We start from the raw sequence: 18,368 nt of genomic DNA on the forward strand, positions 1-18,368 counted from the left end.
GTGCCGCCGTGCGTTCTCACGCCGCGATCGGCGAGGCGCGGGCTAGGTGTTGGCGCCGGTGGGGACCGAACCGCCGTCGCCGCGGGTGGGGGTGGGGAGGCCGGCAGGCGCCACGCCGTCCGATGCGGGGGTGTCGCCGTCCAGGGTGGATGTGGGACCGGGGCCGGTGGGGGCGGGGCGGACCAGGGTCAGGACGGCGGCGCCGGCGAGGAGGCCGGCGATGCCGCAGACCAGGAAGATGCGGTCGAGGCCGGCGGTGAAGGCGGTGCGCAGGGCGTGGTCGGCGGCGTCGCGGGCGGCGGCGGGGACGCGGGTGAGCAGTTCGGGGGCACCGCCACCGGACAGGGCGCTGGCGGCGGCGGCGGGGTCGTCGAACTGGCCGCTGCCGCGCAGGCTGTCGCGGGCCTGGCTGGCCAGGGCCGTCCCGAAGACGGGGACGCCGACGGCGAAACCAAGCTGGCGGAAGGTGTTCATCGCGCCGTTGGCCATGCCGGCGCGTTCCGGCGGGGCGGTGGTGAGGGCGGCGGAGGCGAGCACCGGGGAGGCCAGGCCGACGCCGATGCCGGTCACGACCAGGCCGGCGAGCAGGGCGGTCCAGCCGGAGGAGGGGGCTACCAGCATGTCCAGCAGGGTGCCGATGCCGACCAGCAGAAGTCCGGCGCCGATCGAGTAGCGCGCGGGGACGCCGTGCAGCAGCCGTCCGCCGGCCCCGGCGACGACGAACGACACCCCGGCGAGCGGGGTGAGTACCAGGCCGGCCTTCACCGGGCCGAGACCGAGCACGGTCTGCGCCCACACCGAGACGAACACGAGGTTGGCGAACGCCGCACCGGTCAGCACGAGACCGCCGAGCATCAACGCGGAGAACGACGGGCCGCGAAACAGCCGCGGATCGAGCATCGGGTCGGTCCGCAGCCGTTCGACGATCACGAACACGACCACCGCCACCGCGGCGCCGATCAGGCAGCCGAGGGTCACCCGATCCGACCAGCCCCTGTCGCCGGCCTCGATCAGGCCGTAGACGAGCAGGGACACGGCGGCGGTGAACAGGACGGTGCCGGGCACGTCGATGCGGGCACCCGCGCGCTCGCGGGACTCGGCGACGTACCGCACCGCGATGATGATCGCTATCACGGCGATCGGCAGGTTCACCAGGAAGATCGCGCGCCAGCTGACGTGCTGGGTGAGCAGTCCACCGAGGATGGGGCCCAGCGCCGCGGCCGCACCGTTGACCGCGCCCCACACGCCGAACGCGATGCCGATGTCCCGGCCACGGTAGGTGGCGCCGAGCAGCGCCGCGTTGGTGGCGAACATCGCCGCGCCACCGAGCCCCTGCACCCCGCGGGCGGCGATGAGGAACTCGGTGCTCTGCGCGAGCCCGCAGGCCAGCGACGCGCCGGCGAACACGACCAGGCCGGCCAGGAACACCGCGCGCCGGCCCACCAGGTCGGACGCCGAGCCGATCGCCATCAGCAGCGCGACCAGCACCAGCACGTAGATGTCGACGGTCCACTGCAGGTCGGTGAACGACGAGTCGAGCGCGCGGGCCATCTCCGGGAGGGCGACGCTCACGATCGTGATGTCGACCAGCAGCATGAACGTGCTGAGCGACACCGTTATCAGGGGTAGCCACTTACGCATCGGAACCGCTCCCTACAACGCCAGGATGGACGGACCTACGGGGTGGATGTCTGCGGAAGGCGGGCGAGGGTGGCCGTGGGGTCGGGGGTCGCCCCCACCGGGGCGATGCGCCAGCCCGCGGCGGCCCGGCGGCGTTTCCAGAAGGCGGCGTAGCGGCCGCCGGCCCCGATGAGCTGGGCGTGGGTGCCGGCCTCGGCGATGACACCCTGATCGAGGACGAGGATCTGGTCGGCCTGGGTGACAGTGCCCAGCCGGTGGGCGATGACGAGCACGGTGCGGCCGGCCCGCAGGGCGCTCAGGGCCTCGGCGACGGCCTGTTCGTTCTCCGGATCGAGGGCCGAGGTGGCCTCGTCCAGAAGCACGATCGGGGCGTTCTTGAGGATGGCGCGGGCGATCGAGACCCGCTGGCGTTCACCGCCGGACAGGGTGCTGCCGCCCTCACCGACCCGGGTGTTCCAGCCGTCGGGCAGCCGGTCGGCGATCTCCTCGACCCGGGCCAGCCGGGCCGCGGCCCGCACATCGGTGTCGGTGGCATCCGGACGGCCGACCCGGATGTTGTCCTCGATCGTGCCCTCGAACAGGTAGACGTGCTGGAACACGACGGAGACCAGCGACATCAGCTCGTCGGTGGCGATCTGGCGGACGTCCACCCCACCGATGCGCACCGCGCCGGAGTCGACGTCGAAGAACCGGGCGATGAGCCGGGTGACCGTCGTCTTGCCCGCGCCGGACGGGCCCACGAGCGCCGTCGTCGTTCCCGCGGGCAGCCGCGCGGACACCCCGGACAGCACCCGCCGTCCCGCCTCGACGTCGGCCGGTGACCCTTCGACCGGGGCCGGCGAGTGGACCAGGGCCGGCGGGTAGCTGAACACCACGCTGTCGAACTCGATGGTGGTGCTGGTCGGATGGCGTGGGGCGGCCGGTTCGGGCAGTTGCGGGACGGCGAGCAGATGCTCGATGCGGGCCACCGCCCGGTCGGCCTTCTGCAGTTCGGTGCCGAGCACGGCGGCCTCGGTCAGCGGTTCGACGAACCGGGCCGCGAGGACCAGCAGGGCAAGCAGGGTCGGCGCGTCCAGGGAGCCGCCGAGGGCCAGGTCGGTGCCGACGACGATGAGCACGGTGAACGCGGCCTGGACCGCGACCGCGAACCCGATCAGACCGGGGACGGCCCGACTCAGCTGGCGATGCCCGGCCTCACGCTGGCGGACGAGGGCGTCGTCGAGCGCGCGGGCGGCGGAGCCGGCCGGCCCGCGGCCGAACACCCGCAGGACCCGCTGCGCCCGGGCGAACTCGAGGATCCGGGCACCCGCCGACACCTGCGCCTCGTCGCTGGCCACGTCGGCGGCGCGGGAGAGCCGGCTGGCCCAGCGGTACACCACCGCCAGCACCGGGATGGTCAGGGTCGCGGCGAGTGCGAGCCGCCAGTCGAAGGCGTACATCAGCGCGACGACGACGGCCGGGGTGACGAAGCCGGTGAGCAGCGGACGCAGCAGGTGGGCGAACACCCCCATGACGTCCATGACATCGCGGGTGGCGAGCTGGTTGACGGCGGCCGTCCGGTCGGCGGAGAACCAGCCCAGGGGCAGGGCGGCGACCTTCGTCCCGATCCGGTGGTGCACCGTGCGGGACAGGCCGGCGCCGGCGTTCGCGCTGGCCAGCAGGCCGATCTGGTGGGCGACGCCGTAGCCGAGGGTGACCCCGGCCAGGGCGATCACCCAGGGCCAGACGCTGTCCGGGTCGTCGCCGAGCAGGGCCCGCAGAATGGGCACGAGCAGCACGAACGCGGCGCCCTGCAGCGCGGCCGCCGCGACCAGCCAGCCCAGCAGCCGGCGCAGTTCACCGCGGTGTTCGGGGCCGAGCAGAGCGAACAGTCGGCGGATCATCGTCCCTGCTCCGTTCCGGTCGGGAGGCCGGGCTGGTCATGGCCGGATCGCTCATGACCGGGCTGCTCGGGGATGGGCTGCTCGGGGATGGGCTGGCTGTCGGCGGCCTGTTCGTGGGCGGCCCACATGTGGGCGTAGCGGCCGCCCGCGGCGACCAGGTCGCCGTGGGTGCCGCGTTCGGCGATCCGGCCGTCGGCCAGCACGACGATCTGGTCGGCACCGACGATCGTCGCGAGCCGGTGGGCGATGACGAGCACCGTGCGGTCGCGGGTCAGTTCGGACAGCGCGTCCTGGATGTCGGCCTCGGCCTCGGGGTCGGTGAACACCGTCGCCTCGTCCAGGACGATCACCGGGGTGTCGGCGAGCAGGGCACGGGCGATCGCGACCCGCTGCGCCTCACCGCCGGACAGCTGGGCGTCCTCACCGACGACGCTGTCGTAGCCGCGGGGCAGCGCGCGAATCCGCTCGTCGACGCGGGCCGCCCGGGCGACGGCCCGGACCGTGGCGAGGTCCGCGTCCGGTCGGGCCAGCCGGATGTTGTCTCCGATCGAGGCGCGCAGCAGGTGGGTGTCCTGGAAGACGAACGCGACCCGCCGGTAGAGCTCCTCGGGGTGGAGCTCACGCACGTCCACCCCGTCCAGGCGCAGGGCACCGTCGGTGACGTCGTCGAAGCGTGGCACCAGGGACGCGAGTGTCGACTTGCCGGAGCCGGACGCCCCGACCAGCGCCGTGATCGTCCCCGGGGCCAGCGTGAGGTCGATGCCACGCAGCACCTCGGTCCGTCCGTCGTAGGAGAACCGCACGCCGTCCAGCACGACCTCGGCACCGACAGCATCGGCGGGAGGGGTGGGAGGGGTGGGAGGGGTGGCCGTGGCGGCGAGGGGCAGCGGGGGCACGGCCAGCACGCCTCGCACGTTCACGGCGGCCTGGTGCGCGATACGCATGTTGTAGATGCCGTAGCTGAGCGCGAGGATCGGCGCGGACAGGCCGGTGCCCAGCAGCGCGAACGGCAGCAGGTCGACACCCGACAGATCGGCTCGTGTCACCAGCAGACCACCACCGGTCAACACGACGAGCAGCGCGACCACCGGCGAGAGCAGGATCTCCGAGATCGCCCGCAGGCCGATCGTCGAGGTCACCCAGCCCCGGAAGAACGTGGCGTAGTCGTCCGCCGCCGCGAGAAAGCGGTCGTGCGCACCCCGGGCCCGCCCGAAGATCTTCACGACGGAGATGCCGTCGACGAACTCGACCGTGCTGGCGCTGATCGCCCCCATCGCCTGGTCGAACTCGCCGAGCTGGGCGCCGACCGCGCCGAGGTTTCGGGCGTAGAAGTAGAGCCCGACGACCAGCGGCGCCAGCGTGATCAGCGCCATCCGCCAGTCGACCCAGAACAGGTAGCCCAGGGTCACCAGCGGGCCGACCGCCGCCGCGGTGATCTCCAGGCGGGAGTGCGCGACCAGGTGGTGCATGGTCGCCACGTCCTCCTGGACGGCCTTCTTGACGCCCCCGGAGTTGCCCTCGGAGAACCAGCCGAGCGGCACCCGGCCCAGGTGGGCGAGGACCCGCCGGCGGATGTCGAGCTGTAGCTGGTTGTCTGCGAAATGGCTGACCCCGCCGGCCGCGGCGAGCAGGACCAGGCGCACCAGCACCGCCCCGGCGGCCACCCAGGTGACCGCCCAGGCCCGATCGTGATCGACCGGGCCGTCGGCGAGCAGGGTGCGCCCGAGCTCCGCGACCGCCACGAACGGGACCACGCCGACGGCGGTGGCGACGGCCTGCACGGCGGTGGCCAGCCACAGCCGGCCTCGGATGGGTCGCAGCAGCACCCCGAGCGCCGCTCGATCTTCGCTCATCTGTCGACCTTCGCTTGACGTCTGGATTCGCCGGACAGCGTCCCGCCCATCTTAGACACTGTCTAACAGCTTAGGTCAACCTTAATAGGTGCCGGGCGCCCCTGGGATCGACAGTTAGGGTGACGACATGGATCGGCCCAGTTCCTCGCGCTCGCGTCCGGCCGCCGGGCTGCCGCCGATGACGGCCGACAAGATCGTGGATGTGGCCCTCGAACTGACCCGCGCCTCAGGCCTGGACGGCTGGTCGATTCGCCAGCTCTCCGCCGCCCTGGAGGTCTGGCCTGGTGTGATCTACCACCACGTGGGTGACCGCGAGGCGGTTCTCGACGCGATCACCAACCGGGTGATCGCGCTCATCCCGGTGCCCGACCCCGGCCTCGAGTGGCGGGAGTGGTTCCGTCACCTGCTGCATGACGGACGTGGCGTGCTGCGCCAGTTCCGGGGGCTGGCCCGGCGGGTGGTGCTGATGGGGCCGACCGTGCCGGCGGCCCTGCCGACGATCGACCGGGGCATCCAGGTGCTGCAGCGGGCCGGGTTCGGCGCCGATGCCACCCTGGTCTACCGCTTCCTGCTCAACACCGCGTTCATGATGGTCGCGGTGGAGGACGACCGCGACGATCGGCCCGAGTCCCGCGGTCGGATGGCCGAGGTGCTCGGTGACTTCCAGGACGACGGGCCGCCCGGGCTCGCCGCGGCCAGCGTCGACACCCTCGCCCGGGCCCGCGACCCACGGCCGGCCGCGGTCCTGGATCTGGAGTTCTACGAGTTCACGGTGGAGCGGGCGCTGGACGGCGCCGCCAGCTGGCTGACCACCCTGAGCCACCACCCCTGAACCCGGCCCGGCACCGTCCGGCCCGGCCCGGCCCTCGACCAGACGGCCAGCGGCGCGGCGGTCAGCGCAGGGGCAGGTCGGAGGTGCGGCCGAACGCGGACGCGTCCTGGAGGCGCAGGGCCAGGTCGGTGCGCCGCAGGACGCCGAGCTTGCCGTAGACGCGCTGCAGGTGGTTCTCCACCGTCCGCACCGACACGACCAGCCGGGAGGCGATCTCCCGGTTGGACAGGCCGACCGCCGCGAACCCGGCGACCTCCCGCTCACGTGGGGTGAGCTCCCCGCCGGGCACCGCGAGGCCGTCGGCGGGGGTGGCCGGGGCGCCCGCCTCGGCCTCGGCGCACACCCAGGGCGGTAGCGGACCCTGACAGCGGGCGGCGAGGTCGGCCGCGCGGCGGCGGACCAGCCGGCCGCGGCGGTGCTCGCCTCGTTCCTCGTGCGCGACCGCCGCCTGCAGGGCGGCCTCGGCGGCCAGCGGCAGCAGGCCCGCCTGGGCGAACCGTCGGGAAACCTCCAGCAGGGCGTCGCCGTTGCCGTCGGCCAGTGCCTGGACGTGTGCGGAGCGCACGTGGGCGACGTCCTGCGCGCCGATCCGGGCGACCAGGGCGGCGCAGCGGGCGGCCGCTGCCCGGGCGACGCCGACCCGCGCGGCCACGTGCAGGACCTCCACCGCGCGGGTGACCCGGCCGGCGGCGAGCAGGGTGTCGGCCCACTGCAACGCGAGGGCCACCGCCTTCGACCGGTCCCCGGCGTGGGCGAACACGACGATCTCCTCGATCGCCACCCAGCCGCGGACGACGGCGAGGCCGCCATCGGGTCCGCACAGGGCGCGGGCCGCCGCGATCCCCAGGATCGCCTCGGCGTGCGCGCCGGTCTCCGCGAGTGCCCCGGCGAGCTGGGCCCGCAGCCACGCCCGCACGTAGGGCCCGCCGACGGCGTCCGGTGGGCCCGCGCCCGACCCGCAGGCCCGTCGCAGCAGCTCCAGCGCCTCCCCCGCCTGGCCGCACAGCCGCAGGTGGCGGGCCTCGACCAGGACGGCGAGGGGATTCCAGACGGTTCGACCACCGGTCTGGGTGAGCCGGGTGTGCACCTCGCGTAGCGCCGCCGCCGACTGGGTGGAACGGCCCAGGGCCAGGCAGGCGTGCGCGGTGGCCAGCTGATGGGGCAACCAGTGCCGATCGGCCCACCTGTCCAGGGCGCCAGCGTGGACGTCGAGCAGGTGCAGCGCCCCGGCCGCGTCCCCGAGTTCGGTGCGGGCCAGCGCCATGAGCGGTAGCGCCTCGCGGACCAGCGGCGAGTCGGCCCGTTCCCCGGCGATCGCGGAACGCATCAGGGTCAGGGCTGGCGGCACCCGGTCGGCGAACAGCCAGACGATCGCCCGGGTGGCCGGCAGCGTCGCCGCCTCGTCGGGGTGCGCCGCGGCCTGCGCGTCGGCCAGCAGCGCCTCGGCCTGCTCGATCTGACCGAGTCCACCGGCCAGGTTCAGCGCCCGGGAGCGGACCACGTCCGCCGGCAGCTGGGCCTGGGCCCGGTCGTGGTGGCGACGGAAGACCTCCTCGGCTTCGGCGTGCCGGCCCTGCCCGGTCAGGGCCCGCGCGAGCAGCGGTTCGATCCGCGCGCGGGCCAGTGCCGGTTCGCGGACCGCGACGGCGAGCCGACACAACCGTTCGACGAACTCCACGTCGCAGGTGTCCGCGGCGCGCTGAGCGGCCTCGATCAGGTCGGCCGGGGCGGGCAGCTGGCCCGCGTCCAGGCGTAGTCGGACGGCCCGCGGCAGGTCGGTGTGCCGGCGCAGGCCGGTGCGTTCGATCGCCGCGGCCAGGCGTACCCGCAGCCGCCGGGCCGTCAGCTCCGGCAGGGAGTCGACGAGCACCTCGCTGTACAGCGGGTAGTTCAGCCGCAGGGCGACGCGGCGCCCGGTGCCGTCGGCCACCACGATCCGCCGTCGGTTGAGGGATTCGGCCGCGGCGGACAGCTCCGCGACGACGGGCAGGTCGGCCTCCAACGGCTCGGCGAGCGCCACCATCGTGACGAGTTCGACCTCGTCCGGCTCGAGTTCGGCCAGCCGCAGCCGGACGAGGTCGGCCAGCCGGCTGCCGCTGGTCACCTGCCCGGACCAGCGCCACACGCCCTCGTCGCAGCCGAAGGTGCCCTCGGTGAGCGCGTGGCCGACCAGCTCGCACAGGTACAGCGCGTTGCCGCGGGTGAGCCGGTGCAGCCGGGTGAGGGTCGCCGCGTCGACCGAGCCGCCCAGCCGGGCCCGGACCATCGTGTGCACCTCGTTCTCGCCGAACTCGGCCAGGTCGAAGCGTTCCGCGAGGCGTTCGAGCCACAGCCGACTCACCCCGCGGTGCTGGTACTCCCCGGAGCAGACGGCGGCGATCAGTCGCACCCTTCCGGTGGCCACGAGATGGTGCACCATCGCCGCCGAGCCGGATTCCAGCAGATGCGCGTCGTCGATCCCGAGGACCACCGGCCGCTCCCGGGCGTCGACGTGCGCGGCCAGCGTCACCAGCAGGGAGCCGGGTCGGTCCGGGTCGGTGCCGTGCGGCGCGTCGACCAGCCAGACGGGTTCGCCGGTCTGCTCGAGTTCGGCGAGCGCGGCCCGCAGCAGCCGGGTCTTGCCCACCCCCGGCTCACCGACCAGCACCACGCTCGCGCCTCGGCGCACCGCGCCGACCACGGCGGCGAGTTCACCGTCGCGGGCGGCCAGCGGCCAGATCTGGTTGCTGATGGCCGGGCCGCCGCCGGTGGGTGACGCCGGCCACGGCCGGCGCCGATCCACGGCCACCGCACCCGCAGGTTCGCCCGTACCGCCCCGGCCGCCCACACCGAGCCTGCCGGACGGATCGACCTGGCCCGGCGATGTGGTCACGGAGCGGCAGCGGGAGTCGCTACGCACCGGAGCACCGGGCCGAACAGGGAGCTGGGGCGACAGACCGTCGTGGATCCCGTGTTCTCCGCATACGTCCCATCCTGTTGAACGTCCGCGTGTCTGGGAATGTCCCGTACCCATGTCCGGAACGGGACCCGAACTATGTCGCCACCCACCGGAGAAAGGCCTCTGCTCGCTCCTTCTCCTTCTCCCGCGAGGCTTTCACCGGGCTTCTTCGACCGGCGGGCAACACCTTCACTCGGAGCACCTGACATTTTTCCGCCCGGCGCACGGTTCCCCCTCGGACGCCAGCTGGATAAACCGGATCGAGCAGTTGGAAAAGCCGTCGGAGGGCCGGACCGAGGTGCCCCGAAACGGCGATCCGGGCACAACCCCTAGACACTGTCCAACAGCTTAGGTCAACCTAAGTGGCCCACACGCTGAGCGTCAAGCACACGACACCCTTACCCCATCGGACTCCCGTCACAGTGCGATCAGCCCTACTCTTGCTAATACGGCTTAAATCGCCCAACTGTGACGGCCGGACGCCCCGCCGGCAGGCCGCCGACCGGAACGCGGTACTCGCGGTGCGTCACCGGCGACGGGTCAGGGAGCGGCGGATCGGGTGGTGACGGGACAGCTCACGCGCCAGCCGCCGCTCCAGGCGCGTCAACGGCATCTCGGGACACAGCCGTTCGGGGTGGCCCGCGGCCGGTCCCCCCGACCCCACGCCCTCGCGACCCGACAGTTCGCCCGGAACATCCGGTCCTTCCACCACCGGATCGTCCGACGGGACGGCCATACCGGACATGCCGCTCCCGAACGCCACCATGCACGTCCACAGTTCCGCGACGAGCCGGCGAGCCAGCCGCCGGACCAGGGCGGCACCGGCGGGCGGCCAGAACCGGGGGCGGTACCAGCCCGACCCGGCCGCGCTCACCGGCGGCGACGCACCGCGCAGCAGGTCATCGGCTGGCGGCGCCATCGCGGGCTCTCCGGCTCTGCCGCAGGACGTCGGTGACCATCGCATCCATCAGTGACTGACCGTCACGGGTCATCACGGACGCGGCGTGGAACTGCATCGAGGCGAATCCGTCCCCGCGCAGCGCGTGCACTTCCGAGGTCGCGGTGTCGCGTGCCACCTCGACCGGGCCACGCGCACCCGGCACACCCGGCAGCCGGGACTGCGAATGCAGCGCCACGTAGGTGTTGTAGAAGTACACGGGCTCGAGCCGGTCGAACAGTTCGATGGTGCGCCGCACACCCTGGTTGGGAACCGCCATCCGCACCACCGGGAAACCCAGCAGATCGCACAGGACCTGATGGCTCAGACAGACCGAAAGGAACGGAATCTCGAGATTGAGCAGGCTGCTGGTGATGGCCCGCAGACTGGCGATCTTCGGATTCCGGTGGTCGCGCGGATCACCCGGGCCTGGCCCGAGCACGACCAGGTCCATACCGTGGACGCGGTAGGGCTCGTCGAACCGGCGTACGGTGACCTCGAACCCGAGGGAGCGCAGCTGGGCTGCGCCCATCGCGGTGAAGGTGTCCTCGGCGTCCACGACCAGCAGCCGGCCACGTCCGCGCGGGCGGGTCCGGGCCGGCGCCAGCCAGAACGGGGCCAGTGGCTGGTTGCGGTGCGCCAGCGCCCGACGCACCGCCGGATCATCCCCGAGTCGGACCCGGCGGTCCACCCGACCAGGCAGCGCGTGGACCGCCGTCCCGGGGATCACCGCCTGGGCCGCCGGCGTCGCGGGGACCGAAGCGGGTGCGGCGGGTGCGGCGGCCGCGTGGACGAGGGCCGGGCGCGGGGCGGGCGCCCGGCGCAACGCGCCCAGCAGGCCGGCGGCCTTGGCCCGGGTCTCCTGCGCCTCCGCGACGGGACTGGAGTCACGTACCAGGGTTGCGCCGACGGCGACCCGCATCCCGCCGGTGTGGTCGACGTCGCCGGTGCGGATCAGGATCGCCGAGTCGAGCCGCTGGCCACCGAGGGCGTCCCAGCCGATCAGCGCGGCCACCCCGGCGTAGTAGCCGCGTGGCGACGGCTCGAACCTGGCGATGACCTCGCAGGCGCTCTGCAGCGGGCTGCCGGTCACGGTCGGGGCGAACAGCGTCTCGTGCAGGATCTCGCGCACGTCGCGGGTGCTGTGGCCGACGATGCGGTATTCGGTGTGGGCGAGGTGGGCCATCTCCTTGAGGTGCGGGCCGACGACGCGGACGTCGTCGCACACCCGGCTCATCATCTTCAGTTCCTCGTCGAGGACCATGTAGAGCTCGTTGGTCTCCTTGTCGTCGGCGAGAAAGGCGAGCACCTCGGGGACGCTCGGGCCGGTGGCCGGGTAGCGGTAGGTGCCGCTGATCGGGGTCATCACGGCGGTAGCGGTGTCGAGGCTGACGTGACGTTCGGGGCTCGCCCCGATGAACGTCCGCTCGCCGGTGTGGATGAGAAACGTCCAGTAGGCGCCGAGTTCGCCGGCGAGCAGGCGGCCGAACAGGGCCAGCGCGGCCCGCACCGACCAGTTGTGGATGTCGACGGTGAACGTACGCTTGAGCACGAAGTTGGCCCCGGCACCGGAGCCGATCTCCTCGGCGAGCACCCGGCGCACGAGACCCGCGTACTCGTCGTCGGACAGGTCGAACCGGCCGTCACCGACCTCGATCGGCCAGTCCGCCACCAGGCGCAGCAGGTCGTCGACGGCGATCCGGTCCTCGGCGGTGATGCCCATCGCGAGCAGTGGTTCGCCGTCGTCGTGGTGGGCGTAGCCGCGTTCGCCGATCAGCCGGTAGGGCAGCAGCGCCAGCGTGTGATGGCCCCCGGGTGGCCCGTGCGCCGGGACTGGCAGCGCCGCCGTCCCGGCGACCTCGGTGAACGCACCGCGCAGCAGTTCCAGCTGCCCCACCGGCCCGCTGTCCGGGCGGTGCAGCAACGCGAACGCCGAGGACCCGGCGTCCGGCGAGGTCAGGAAGTCGATCGGGGTGGTCACCCGCGCTCACCACCCACGTCGAGCGGGAGCGGGCACGACCTCGCCGAGCCGGATGTCGTCGGTCACCGGTTGTGCGTCCAACGACCGCAGCAACATCGAGGTCGGGACGACCGCCGCGCAGCGGGTCGCCGCGTAGTCGAGGGCCATCCGGTGGAACTCGGGGGAGAAGTCGGCCACCGCGTCGGCGGCGACGAACACCCGGATGTCGTTCGCGAACGCCTCGGCCGCGGTGAGCAGCACGCCGACGTGCGCGTACACCCCACAGATGACCATCTGGTCGCGGCCGGCGTTACGCATCAGTTCGAGCAGCGGCGACCGGTGGAAGGCGCTGGCCCGCCATTTGGTGAGCACGGTGTCTCCCGGGCTCGGCGCGAGCTCGGCGGGGATGCCCCGGTCGGCGGGGTCCGCGCTCATCCCGGGGCCCCAGAAGTCGACCAACAGCCCGCGGTCACGGCGGCTCATCCCGCCGGGCTGCGCCGTGTAGATCACTGGCACGCGCAGGTGAGCACACCGCTCGCGCAGCGCCCGGGTGTGGGCCATCAGATCGGTGCGGGGCTGCTCTCCCGCGGCGAACGGGGCCAGGAAGTAGTGCTGCATGTCGTGCACGAGCAGGACGGCGCGGGCCGGGTCCAGCTGCCAGGACACGACCGGCTCGGGCAGTTCGCCCGGGGCCGGCATCGGATAGGACTCGATCGGGGTGATCGCCATCTGGACGCCACCGATCCCTTCTGGTCAGGCCGGTCAGACCGGTCAGGCGCCGAGCGTGGCTCCGCCGTCGACGGTCAGCTCGTGCAGGGTGATCTGGCTCGCCCGGTCGGAGAGCAGGAACAGCACCGCGTCCGCGATCTGGTCGGGTTCGGCGATCCGGCCGGTTGGGATGCCGACCCGGAAGGCCGCCGGGGTCCCCTCGACGGACGCCTGCTCGGCGCCGTCACCGGCCAGGGCGGTGAGCATCGGGGTGCGGGTCGAACCGGGGGCGACGACGTTCGCGCGGATGCCGTGCCGGGCCAGCTCCAGCCCGAGCACCTTGGTGATCATCGTGGCGGCGGCCTTGGAGGCGGCGTAGGCGGCCATCCCGGTGCGGGGGATGTGGGCCGCGTTGGAGGCGATGGTGACGATCGAGCCGGTGCCGCGGGTCGTCATCCGGCGCCCGACCGCCCGACACACGTGAAACACTCCGCCGGCGTTGACCGCGAGCGTGCGCTCCCAGTCCTCGTCTGCGAGCTCGACGACCGGCCCGGTGCGCAGCGTGCCGGCGGCGTTGACCAGGCCGGTGATCGCGCCGAGTTCCGCCTCCACCTTCGCGACGGCGGCGTCGACGTCAGCGCTGACGGTCACGTCGACCGGTAGGGCCAGCACCGGCCGGCCGGCATCACTGAGCTCGGCCGCGAGGCTCCACAACCGCTCGCTGGCCTGGTCGACGAGCGCGACCGGGGTGCCCTGGGCGGCCAGCGCCCGGACCACCGACGTGCCGATGCCGCCCGCCGCGCCCGTCACGAATGCCACTCCGCTGCCAGCCGCGGGCGGCGACGCCACGGCGCTCATCGACCGGCCGCCGCGAGGACGCGGTCGACGACCGGGGCCGGGACCTTGATGACCCGTTTGGTGAACGAGGCCAGGGCCTCGAGGTAACGCGCCTCGAGTTCGGCCTCGTCCAGGTCGACGCCACGGCCGCCGCGCAGCAGCGTCCGGCCGCCCACGATGACCGTGTCGACGTCGGCGGAGCCGGCCAGCCACAGGAAGCTCTCCAGCGGCCGCGGATTGAGCAGATAGCGCCAGTCGTCGGCGCGGGCGAGCACCAGGTCGGCGGCGTTGCCCGGTTCGAGGCTGCCGACGCCCTCCCAGCGCAGGCCGGCCGCCGCGATCCGGGTGGCCATGGCCAGCGCGTCGGTGGGACGCACCTCGGTCTGGTCGGCGCTCATCTCGTTGTACATCTGCCAGGCGGCGCGCATCGCCTCCGCCATCCCGGCGATGGGCAGGCCCGCGCCATCGGTGGACAGCGACACCGGCACACCCGCCCGGCGCAGCGCCGGCACGACGGCGGTCTCGGTCAGTGACGACTCCCCGGACGGGCCGTACTTGGCCGGTGAGTGGCTGATGTGCACACCGGCGGCCTGAAGCAGCCCGCGCTCCTCGTCGTCGACGAACGCGCAGTGCGCGGCGGTGAGCCGGTCGTTGAGCAGGCCGAGGTCGGCGAGCCGGCGTACCCCGGTGGTGCCGTAGCAGGTCCGCAGCACCTCGGTCTCGTGGCGCAGCGCACCCACGTGGGTGGCGAAGCCGAGGCCGTTCGCGCTGGTCAGCTCGGCCATTCCGCGGCCCAGCTCGTCGGTCATGTTCGTCACGTAGGCGACGTTGGGCCGCACCCGGACCAGACCGCTGCCATCCGCGTCCACCAGTTTGATCAGGGCTTCGACCTCGCTGAGCACGGCGTCGGCGTCCCGGGTGCGGGTGAAGGTGGCCGCGCCCGGCGGGCAGATCGCATCGGAGGCCCAGGTGCTGGCGCTGAACCGGATGCCGAGGCGGCGGGCCGCGGCGACCATGGACGCGGGGCGGTTGAGCGAACCCATGTCCCCGAGGGTGGTGACGCCGCCGCGGGCCTGTGTCCACATCGAGTAGGTGGCGATCGCCTCGCCCTCGTCGGGCGTCATCGCATTGATCATCGGGTCGAAGGAATCGAACATCCGGGAGATCTCGGGGATGTCGCCGCCGGCGCCCATGAACACCGGCCTGTCCTCGCGGTCCGACGGCGGACGCAGCGCGCCGCGCATCGGGAAGCGCATCGAGAACATCTCGTGCCAGTGGGCGTTGACCAGCCCGGGCAGGACGATCATGCCGCGGGCATCGACGGTCTCGAGGTCCGCCCGGGTGGCCGGTGCCAGGGTGGCCAGGTGGGCGTCCACCTCGGCGACGGTGCCGACCGCGACGATCGTGGCGTCGACGGCGAGCACCGCGCCACCGGGCAGGGTCCGATCGGTGGCGTCGGCCGGGTAGACGGTGCCACCGGTGACCAGCAGGGCGCTCATCGGGTCACCGGTCCGGACAGTTCGGCCAGATGGGCGGACCAGCCGGTGAGGGTCGGGGCGGCGACCAGCCGATCGAAGTCGACGGGCAGGCCCGCGCGACGCCAGGTACCGACCAGGCGCATGATCTCCAGCGAGCTCAGGCCGAGCACGACGAGGTTGCCGTCCGGTTCGAGGGTGGTCGGGTCGAGGTCGAGCAGGCCCGCGACGAGCTCGCGCAGCTCGCTCTCGCCGGGAACGGCTCCGGACGGGGTCGGGATGGCACTCATACGGCGTGCGCCTTCCGTTCGGACGCGGCCTGCTCGGCCAACGCCAGCTTGTCGATCTTGCCGAGGGGAGTGAGCGGGAACTCGTCGACGAACCGGACGGCGTCGGGCAGCTTGTAGTCGGCGACGCCCCGGGCGTGCATGGCCTGTTTGAGCTCGGACAGCGACGGCGGCGGACCGTCGACGACCAGGTGGGCGCAGATCCGTTCACCGAGGAACTCGTCCGGCACCCCGGTGACCGCGGCGGCCCGGACACCGGGATGGGCGAGCAGGTGGTCCTCCACCTCGCCGGCGGAGATCTTGTCGCCACCCCGAATGATCATTTCCTTGATGCGGCCCTCGATGACCAGGTCGCCGGCCTCGGTCAGGCGGGCGAGGTCACCGGTGCGGAAGAAGCCGTCCGGGGTGAAGACCCGCTGGTTGTAGTCGGGCACGCGGTAGTAGCCGCGCAGGGTGTAGGGGCCGCGGGTGAGCAGCTCGCCGATCTCGTCGGCGGGCAGCGGTGCGCCGTCCGGGCCGGCGATGCGCAGCTCGTCCTCGGCGGAGACCGGGCGGCCCTGGGTGGTCAGGATCGTCTCGACCGGGTCGTCCGGACGGGTGAAGGTGAGCAGCCCCTCGGCCATCCCGAAGACCTGCTGCAGGACGCTGCCACCGAGCCCCGGGCCGATCCGGGAGGTGAACTCCCGGGTCATCCGAGCCCCGCCCACCTGGACCAGACGCAGACTGGTCAGATCCGCCCCGCTCCAGTCTGCGGCGTCCAACCACAGGGCGACGACCGACGGGACCAGCGCCGTCACCGTCACCCCGTGCCGTTCGACGAGCGGCAGGCACTCCAGCGGATTCGGGCTGTCGGCGAGCACCACCGTCCCGCCGCAGAGCAGCGTGCCGACCACACCCGGGCAGCCGAAGGCGAAGTTGAACTCGATCGGTAGCGCCGCGAGGTACACGTCGGCGGGGGTCAGCCCGCACACCCGCGCCGCCTGTGTGGACTGGTACACGTAGTCGTCGTGGGTCCGCGGGATCATCTTCGGCAGCGCCGTCGTCCCCCCGGAGAGCAGGAAGAACGCGACGTCGGACGGCCCGGGTCCAGCGCCCGTCCCGGTCACCGCCGTGGGTGTGTCGGCGGCAGGCACGGGGCGCAGCGAGGCCGCGCCCGCGCGCTCGACCAGCGCCAGCGACACGAAGCCCTCGGGAGCGTCGGCGGTGCCAGCGGCACCACAGGTGTCGGGGGTGAGGACGAACATCGTGCGCAGGGTGTCGGTGTCGGTGTGGATCTGGCGGGCCAGCGCCAGGTGGTCGAAACCCCGGTGGGTCGCCGGCAGCACGTAACGGGTGGCCCCGGACAGCCGCACGAGGTGGGTCAGTTCGGTGGCCCGGTGCGCGACCAGCGAGAACACCGGGACCGCGCCGATGCGGAACAGACCGAACACGACCGCGACGAAGTCCGGGCAGTTCGGCAGCTGCACGACCACCCGGTCACCGCGGCTCACGCCGTGGGCGGCGAAGCCGGTGGCGAACCGGTCCGCCCAGGCGTCAAGCTCGGCGTAGCTGACCCGGCGCTCACCGTGGACCAGCAGGGTGGCCTCGCCGTGGCGGACGGCGGCATCACTGAGGACCTCGCCAAGGGTCCGCCCGGCCCAGATGCCCCGCGTACGGTAGTCCCGGGCCAGCTCCGGCGGCCAGGGGGTGCATCCGGGCAGCATCAGGACGCCCACTCGGCCGGCGTCGCCGTGATGCGCACGACCACCGCGCCCGCTTCCATTCCGGTGCTGGCGCCGATCAGCAGCACGTTGTCCCCGGGGCCGACCGCACCGGTGCGCCACAGGTGTTCCAGACCGAGGAAAAGATCGGCCGCACCGGTGTGACCGATGGTGCGCACGTAATCCCAGGTGTCCTTCTCCGCGGTGAGACCAAGCGGAATCAGGAACATTCCCTCCAGCGCCGGACGGCCGAATCCGACATGACAGACGCGCGCCACCTGGTCAAAGGTGAGCCCCGCCTCCTTCAGGGTGCGTTCGGCGATTTCGGCCACCCGGTCACCGAAGTTTTTGATCGGCGGCGCCTGGCCGGTGGCCCACTGCTCACGCACCCGCTCGGCGCGTTCGGCGAAGTTGAGTCCGCGACCACGGGTGATCCCGGGTGGGAAGAGATCCTCGCCGGCCCGGTGCAGGATCTCCATCGACGGGTCGGACAGCGATCCGACCGCCAGTAGTTCGGCGAACCCACGCTGACGCGAGACCACCACCGCGGCGCCCGCGTCGGCCAGCAGGAACAGGCCCGAGCCGCGCCAGCGGTCCACCAGCGGGGTGGAGAAGTTGTCGCCGGTGGTGATCAGTGCCGCGTCGTGGGTGGGGTTGGCGGTCAGCCGGTTCGCGGCCGCCTCCAGGCTCGCCACCATACCGAGGCAACCCTGCCTGATCTCCACCGCCGGCACCGGCCGGTCCAGGGTGTTGCGCAGGATGTAGTGCACCGCCGACCAGCCGTCGGGGCCCTGGTGGTGGGTGTAGCTGTGGTAGAGCACGCCGATGTCGTCGATGCCGTGGCGGGAGTCGGCCAGCGCCGCCGCGGCCGCGTCGATCGCCAGCTGTGGGGCGGGGATGTCGGCGCTCACCGCGACCGACGCCATCCCCGACGCCCGCGCGGCGCCGGCGTCGTAGCGACCGTCGGCGACGGCCTGCTCGACCGGTACCAGGGGCGGCAGGTGGCTGCCGATCCCGGCGAGGTACAGGTTCGTGGTCCTCATCGTGGCTGTCTCCTCCGCGCGGCCCGAAAGGGTGATGCGACCCGGCGCTCGCCGCCGGGCATGAGGTTGAGAAGACCAGGCCGGGCTACTTCCACACATGAGTAGTCGCTACTCAAAGGCGCCGCCGGACGTACCCGTCGACCCCCGCAGAAACGACCTTTTCCACCTGGCGCGGCGCCTTTTCGGCCGTCCCGGGAAAAGCGATTTGAGTGCCGGCTACTCACGATCCGGCCGCGGCGACGCTGCTGTGCTGGCAGCTGTGCCAAATCCCCCT

13 protein-coding genes are annotated in these 18,368 nt (G+C 72.9%); 1 reads left to right on the forward strand and 12 read right to left on the reverse strand.

Annotated features, from left to right (window positions below):
- Positions 1–42: 42 nt before the first annotated feature.
- From MXD61_RS03750 to MXD61_RS03760, 3 genes are read right to left on the reverse strand one after another with little or no spacing between them, the layout of a single operon-like run.
- Positions 43–1,641: an MFS transporter gene (locus MXD61_RS03750; RefSeq protein ID WP_248811459.1), complete on the reverse strand. Its 1,599-nt coding sequence runs from the start codon at positions 1,639–1,641 to the stop codon at positions 43–45.
- A 35-nt stretch (positions 1,642–1,676) separates the two neighbouring features.
- Positions 1,677–3,524: an ABC transporter ATP-binding protein gene (locus MXD61_RS03755; RefSeq protein WP_248811460.1), complete on the reverse strand. Its 1,848-nt coding sequence runs from the start codon at positions 3,522–3,524 to the stop codon at positions 1,677–1,679.
- Positions 3,521–5,377 carry an ABC transporter ATP-binding protein gene (locus tag MXD61_RS03760; RefSeq protein WP_248811461.1) on the reverse strand — a complete coding sequence of 619 codons (1,857 nt, stop codon included), beginning with the start codon at positions 5,375–5,377 and terminating at the stop codon, positions 3,521–3,523. The genes MXD61_RS03755 and MXD61_RS03760 overlap by 4 nt, the downstream gene beginning before the upstream one ends.
- Positions 5,378–5,504: 127 nt before the next feature.
- Here MXD61_RS03760 and MXD61_RS03765 point away from each other — a divergent pair, with 127 nt between their 5' ends.
- Entirely contained in the window at positions 5,505–6,209 is a 705-nt protein-coding gene (locus tag MXD61_RS03765) for a TetR/AcrR family transcriptional regulator (protein WP_248811462.1), read from the forward strand.
- Between the two features lie 61 nt (positions 6,210–6,270).
- On the opposite strand, the gene MXD61_RS28305 is transcribed toward MXD61_RS03765, so the two are convergent.
- The 9 genes from MXD61_RS28305 to MXD61_RS03810 all read right to left on the reverse strand — a co-directional run bounded on the left by MXD61_RS28305 (position 6,271) and on the right by MXD61_RS03810 (position 18,094).
- Positions 6,271–9,081 (reverse strand): LuxR family transcriptional regulator, encoded by a 2,811-nt coding sequence (locus MXD61_RS28305; RefSeq protein ID WP_248811463.1) that lies wholly within the window; start codon positions 9,079–9,081, stop codon positions 6,271–6,273.
- 592 nt (positions 9,082–9,673) lie between these two features.
- The gene (locus MXD61_RS03775) at positions 9,674–10,066 is read right to left on the reverse strand and encodes a DUF6059 family protein (RefSeq protein WP_248811464.1); all 393 of its coding nucleotides are present in this window, start codon (positions 10,064–10,066) and stop codon (positions 9,674–9,676) included.
- Positions 10,047–12,065: an anthranilate synthase family protein gene (locus MXD61_RS03780; protein WP_248811465.1), complete on the reverse strand. Its 2,019-nt coding sequence runs from the start codon at positions 12,063–12,065 to the stop codon at positions 10,047–10,049. The genes MXD61_RS03775 and MXD61_RS03780 overlap by 20 nt, the downstream gene beginning before the upstream one ends.
- Before the next feature lie 6 nt (positions 12,066–12,071).
- Positions 12,072–12,773: an isochorismatase family protein gene (locus tag MXD61_RS03785; RefSeq protein ID WP_248811466.1), complete on the reverse strand. Its 702-nt coding sequence runs from the start codon at positions 12,771–12,773 to the stop codon at positions 12,072–12,074.
- 42 nt (positions 12,774–12,815) lie between these two features.
- Positions 12,816–13,610: a 2,3-dihydro-2,3-dihydroxybenzoate dehydrogenase gene (locus MXD61_RS03790; protein ID WP_248811467.1), complete on the reverse strand. Its 795-nt coding sequence runs from the start codon at positions 13,608–13,610 to the stop codon at positions 12,816–12,818.
- The gene (locus MXD61_RS03795) at positions 13,607–15,088 is read right to left on the reverse strand and encodes an amidohydrolase family protein (RefSeq protein WP_248811468.1); all 1,482 of its coding nucleotides are present in this window, start codon (positions 15,086–15,088) and stop codon (positions 13,607–13,609) included. Before MXD61_RS03795 ends, MXD61_RS03790 begins: the two co-directional genes overlap by 4 nt.
- On the reverse strand, positions 15,085–15,354 hold the full coding sequence (locus tag MXD61_RS03800; RefSeq protein WP_248811469.1) for a phosphopantetheine-binding protein: 270 nt from the start codon (positions 15,352–15,354) through the stop codon (positions 15,085–15,087). The genes MXD61_RS03795 and MXD61_RS03800 overlap by 4 nt, the downstream gene beginning before the upstream one ends.
- Positions 15,351–17,054, reverse strand: a complete 1,704-nt coding sequence (locus tag MXD61_RS03805; RefSeq protein WP_248811470.1) for a (2,3-dihydroxybenzoyl)adenylate synthase — start codon at positions 17,052–17,054, stop codon at positions 15,351–15,353. Before MXD61_RS03805 ends, MXD61_RS03800 begins: the two co-directional genes overlap by 4 nt.
- On the reverse strand, positions 17,054–18,094 hold the full coding sequence (locus tag MXD61_RS03810) for a ketoacyl-ACP synthase III family protein (RefSeq protein WP_248811471.1): 1,041 nt from the start codon (positions 18,092–18,094) through the stop codon (positions 17,054–17,056). The genes MXD61_RS03805 and MXD61_RS03810 overlap by 1 nt, the downstream gene beginning before the upstream one ends.
- Positions 18,095–18,368 lie beyond the last annotated feature (274 nt).

Origin of the sequence: Frankia sp. AgPm24, assembly GCF_023243055.1 — a bacterium.
Taxonomy (GTDB): Bacteria; Actinomycetota; Actinomycetes; order Frankiales; family Frankiaceae; genus Frankia; species Frankia umida.

What these genes read in the sequence shown, in the direction of transcription:
- MXD61_RS03810 (WP_248811471.1), bottom strand. Translation starts at nt 18,094, where the DNA reads ATGAGGACCACGAACCTGTACCTCGCCGGGATCGGCAGCCACCTGCCG.
- MXD61_RS03795 (WP_248811468.1), bottom strand. Translation starts at nt 15,088, where the DNA reads ATGAGCGCCCTGCTGGTCACCGGTGGCACCGTCTACCCGGCCGACGCC.
- MXD61_RS03790 (WP_248811467.1), bottom strand. Translation starts at nt 13,610, where the DNA reads ATGAGCGCCGTGGCGTCGCCGCCCGCGGCTGGCAGCGGAGTGGCATTC.
- MXD61_RS03785 (WP_248811466.1), bottom strand. Translation starts at nt 12,773, where the DNA reads ATGGCGATCACCCCGATCGAGTCCTATCCGATGCCGGCCCCGGGCGAA.
- MXD61_RS03800 (WP_248811469.1), bottom strand. Translation starts at nt 15,354, where the DNA reads ATGAGTGCCATCCCGACCCCGTCCGGAGCCGTTCCCGGCGAGAGCGAG.
- MXD61_RS03775 (WP_248811464.1), bottom strand. Translation starts at nt 10,066, where the DNA reads ATGGCGCCGCCAGCCGATGACCTGCTGCGCGGTGCGTCGCCGCCGGTG.
- MXD61_RS03760 (WP_248811461.1), bottom strand. Translation starts at nt 5,377, where the DNA reads ATGAGCGAAGATCGAGCGGCGCTCGGGGTGCTGCTGCGACCCATCCGA.
- MXD61_RS03765 (WP_248811462.1), top strand. Translation starts at nt 5,505, where the DNA reads ATGGATCGGCCCAGTTCCTCGCGCTCGCGTCCGGCCGCCGGGCTGCCG.
- MXD61_RS03805 (WP_248811470.1), bottom strand. Translation starts at nt 17,054, where the DNA reads ATGCTGCCCGGATGCACCCCCTGGCCGCCGGAGCTGGCCCGGGACTAC.
- MXD61_RS03750 (WP_248811459.1), bottom strand. Translation starts at nt 1,641, where the DNA reads ATGCGTAAGTGGCTACCCCTGATAACGGTGTCGCTCAGCACGTTCATG.
- MXD61_RS03755 (WP_248811460.1), bottom strand. Translation starts at nt 3,524, where the DNA reads ATGATCCGCCGACTGTTCGCTCTGCTCGGCCCCGAACACCGCGGTGAA.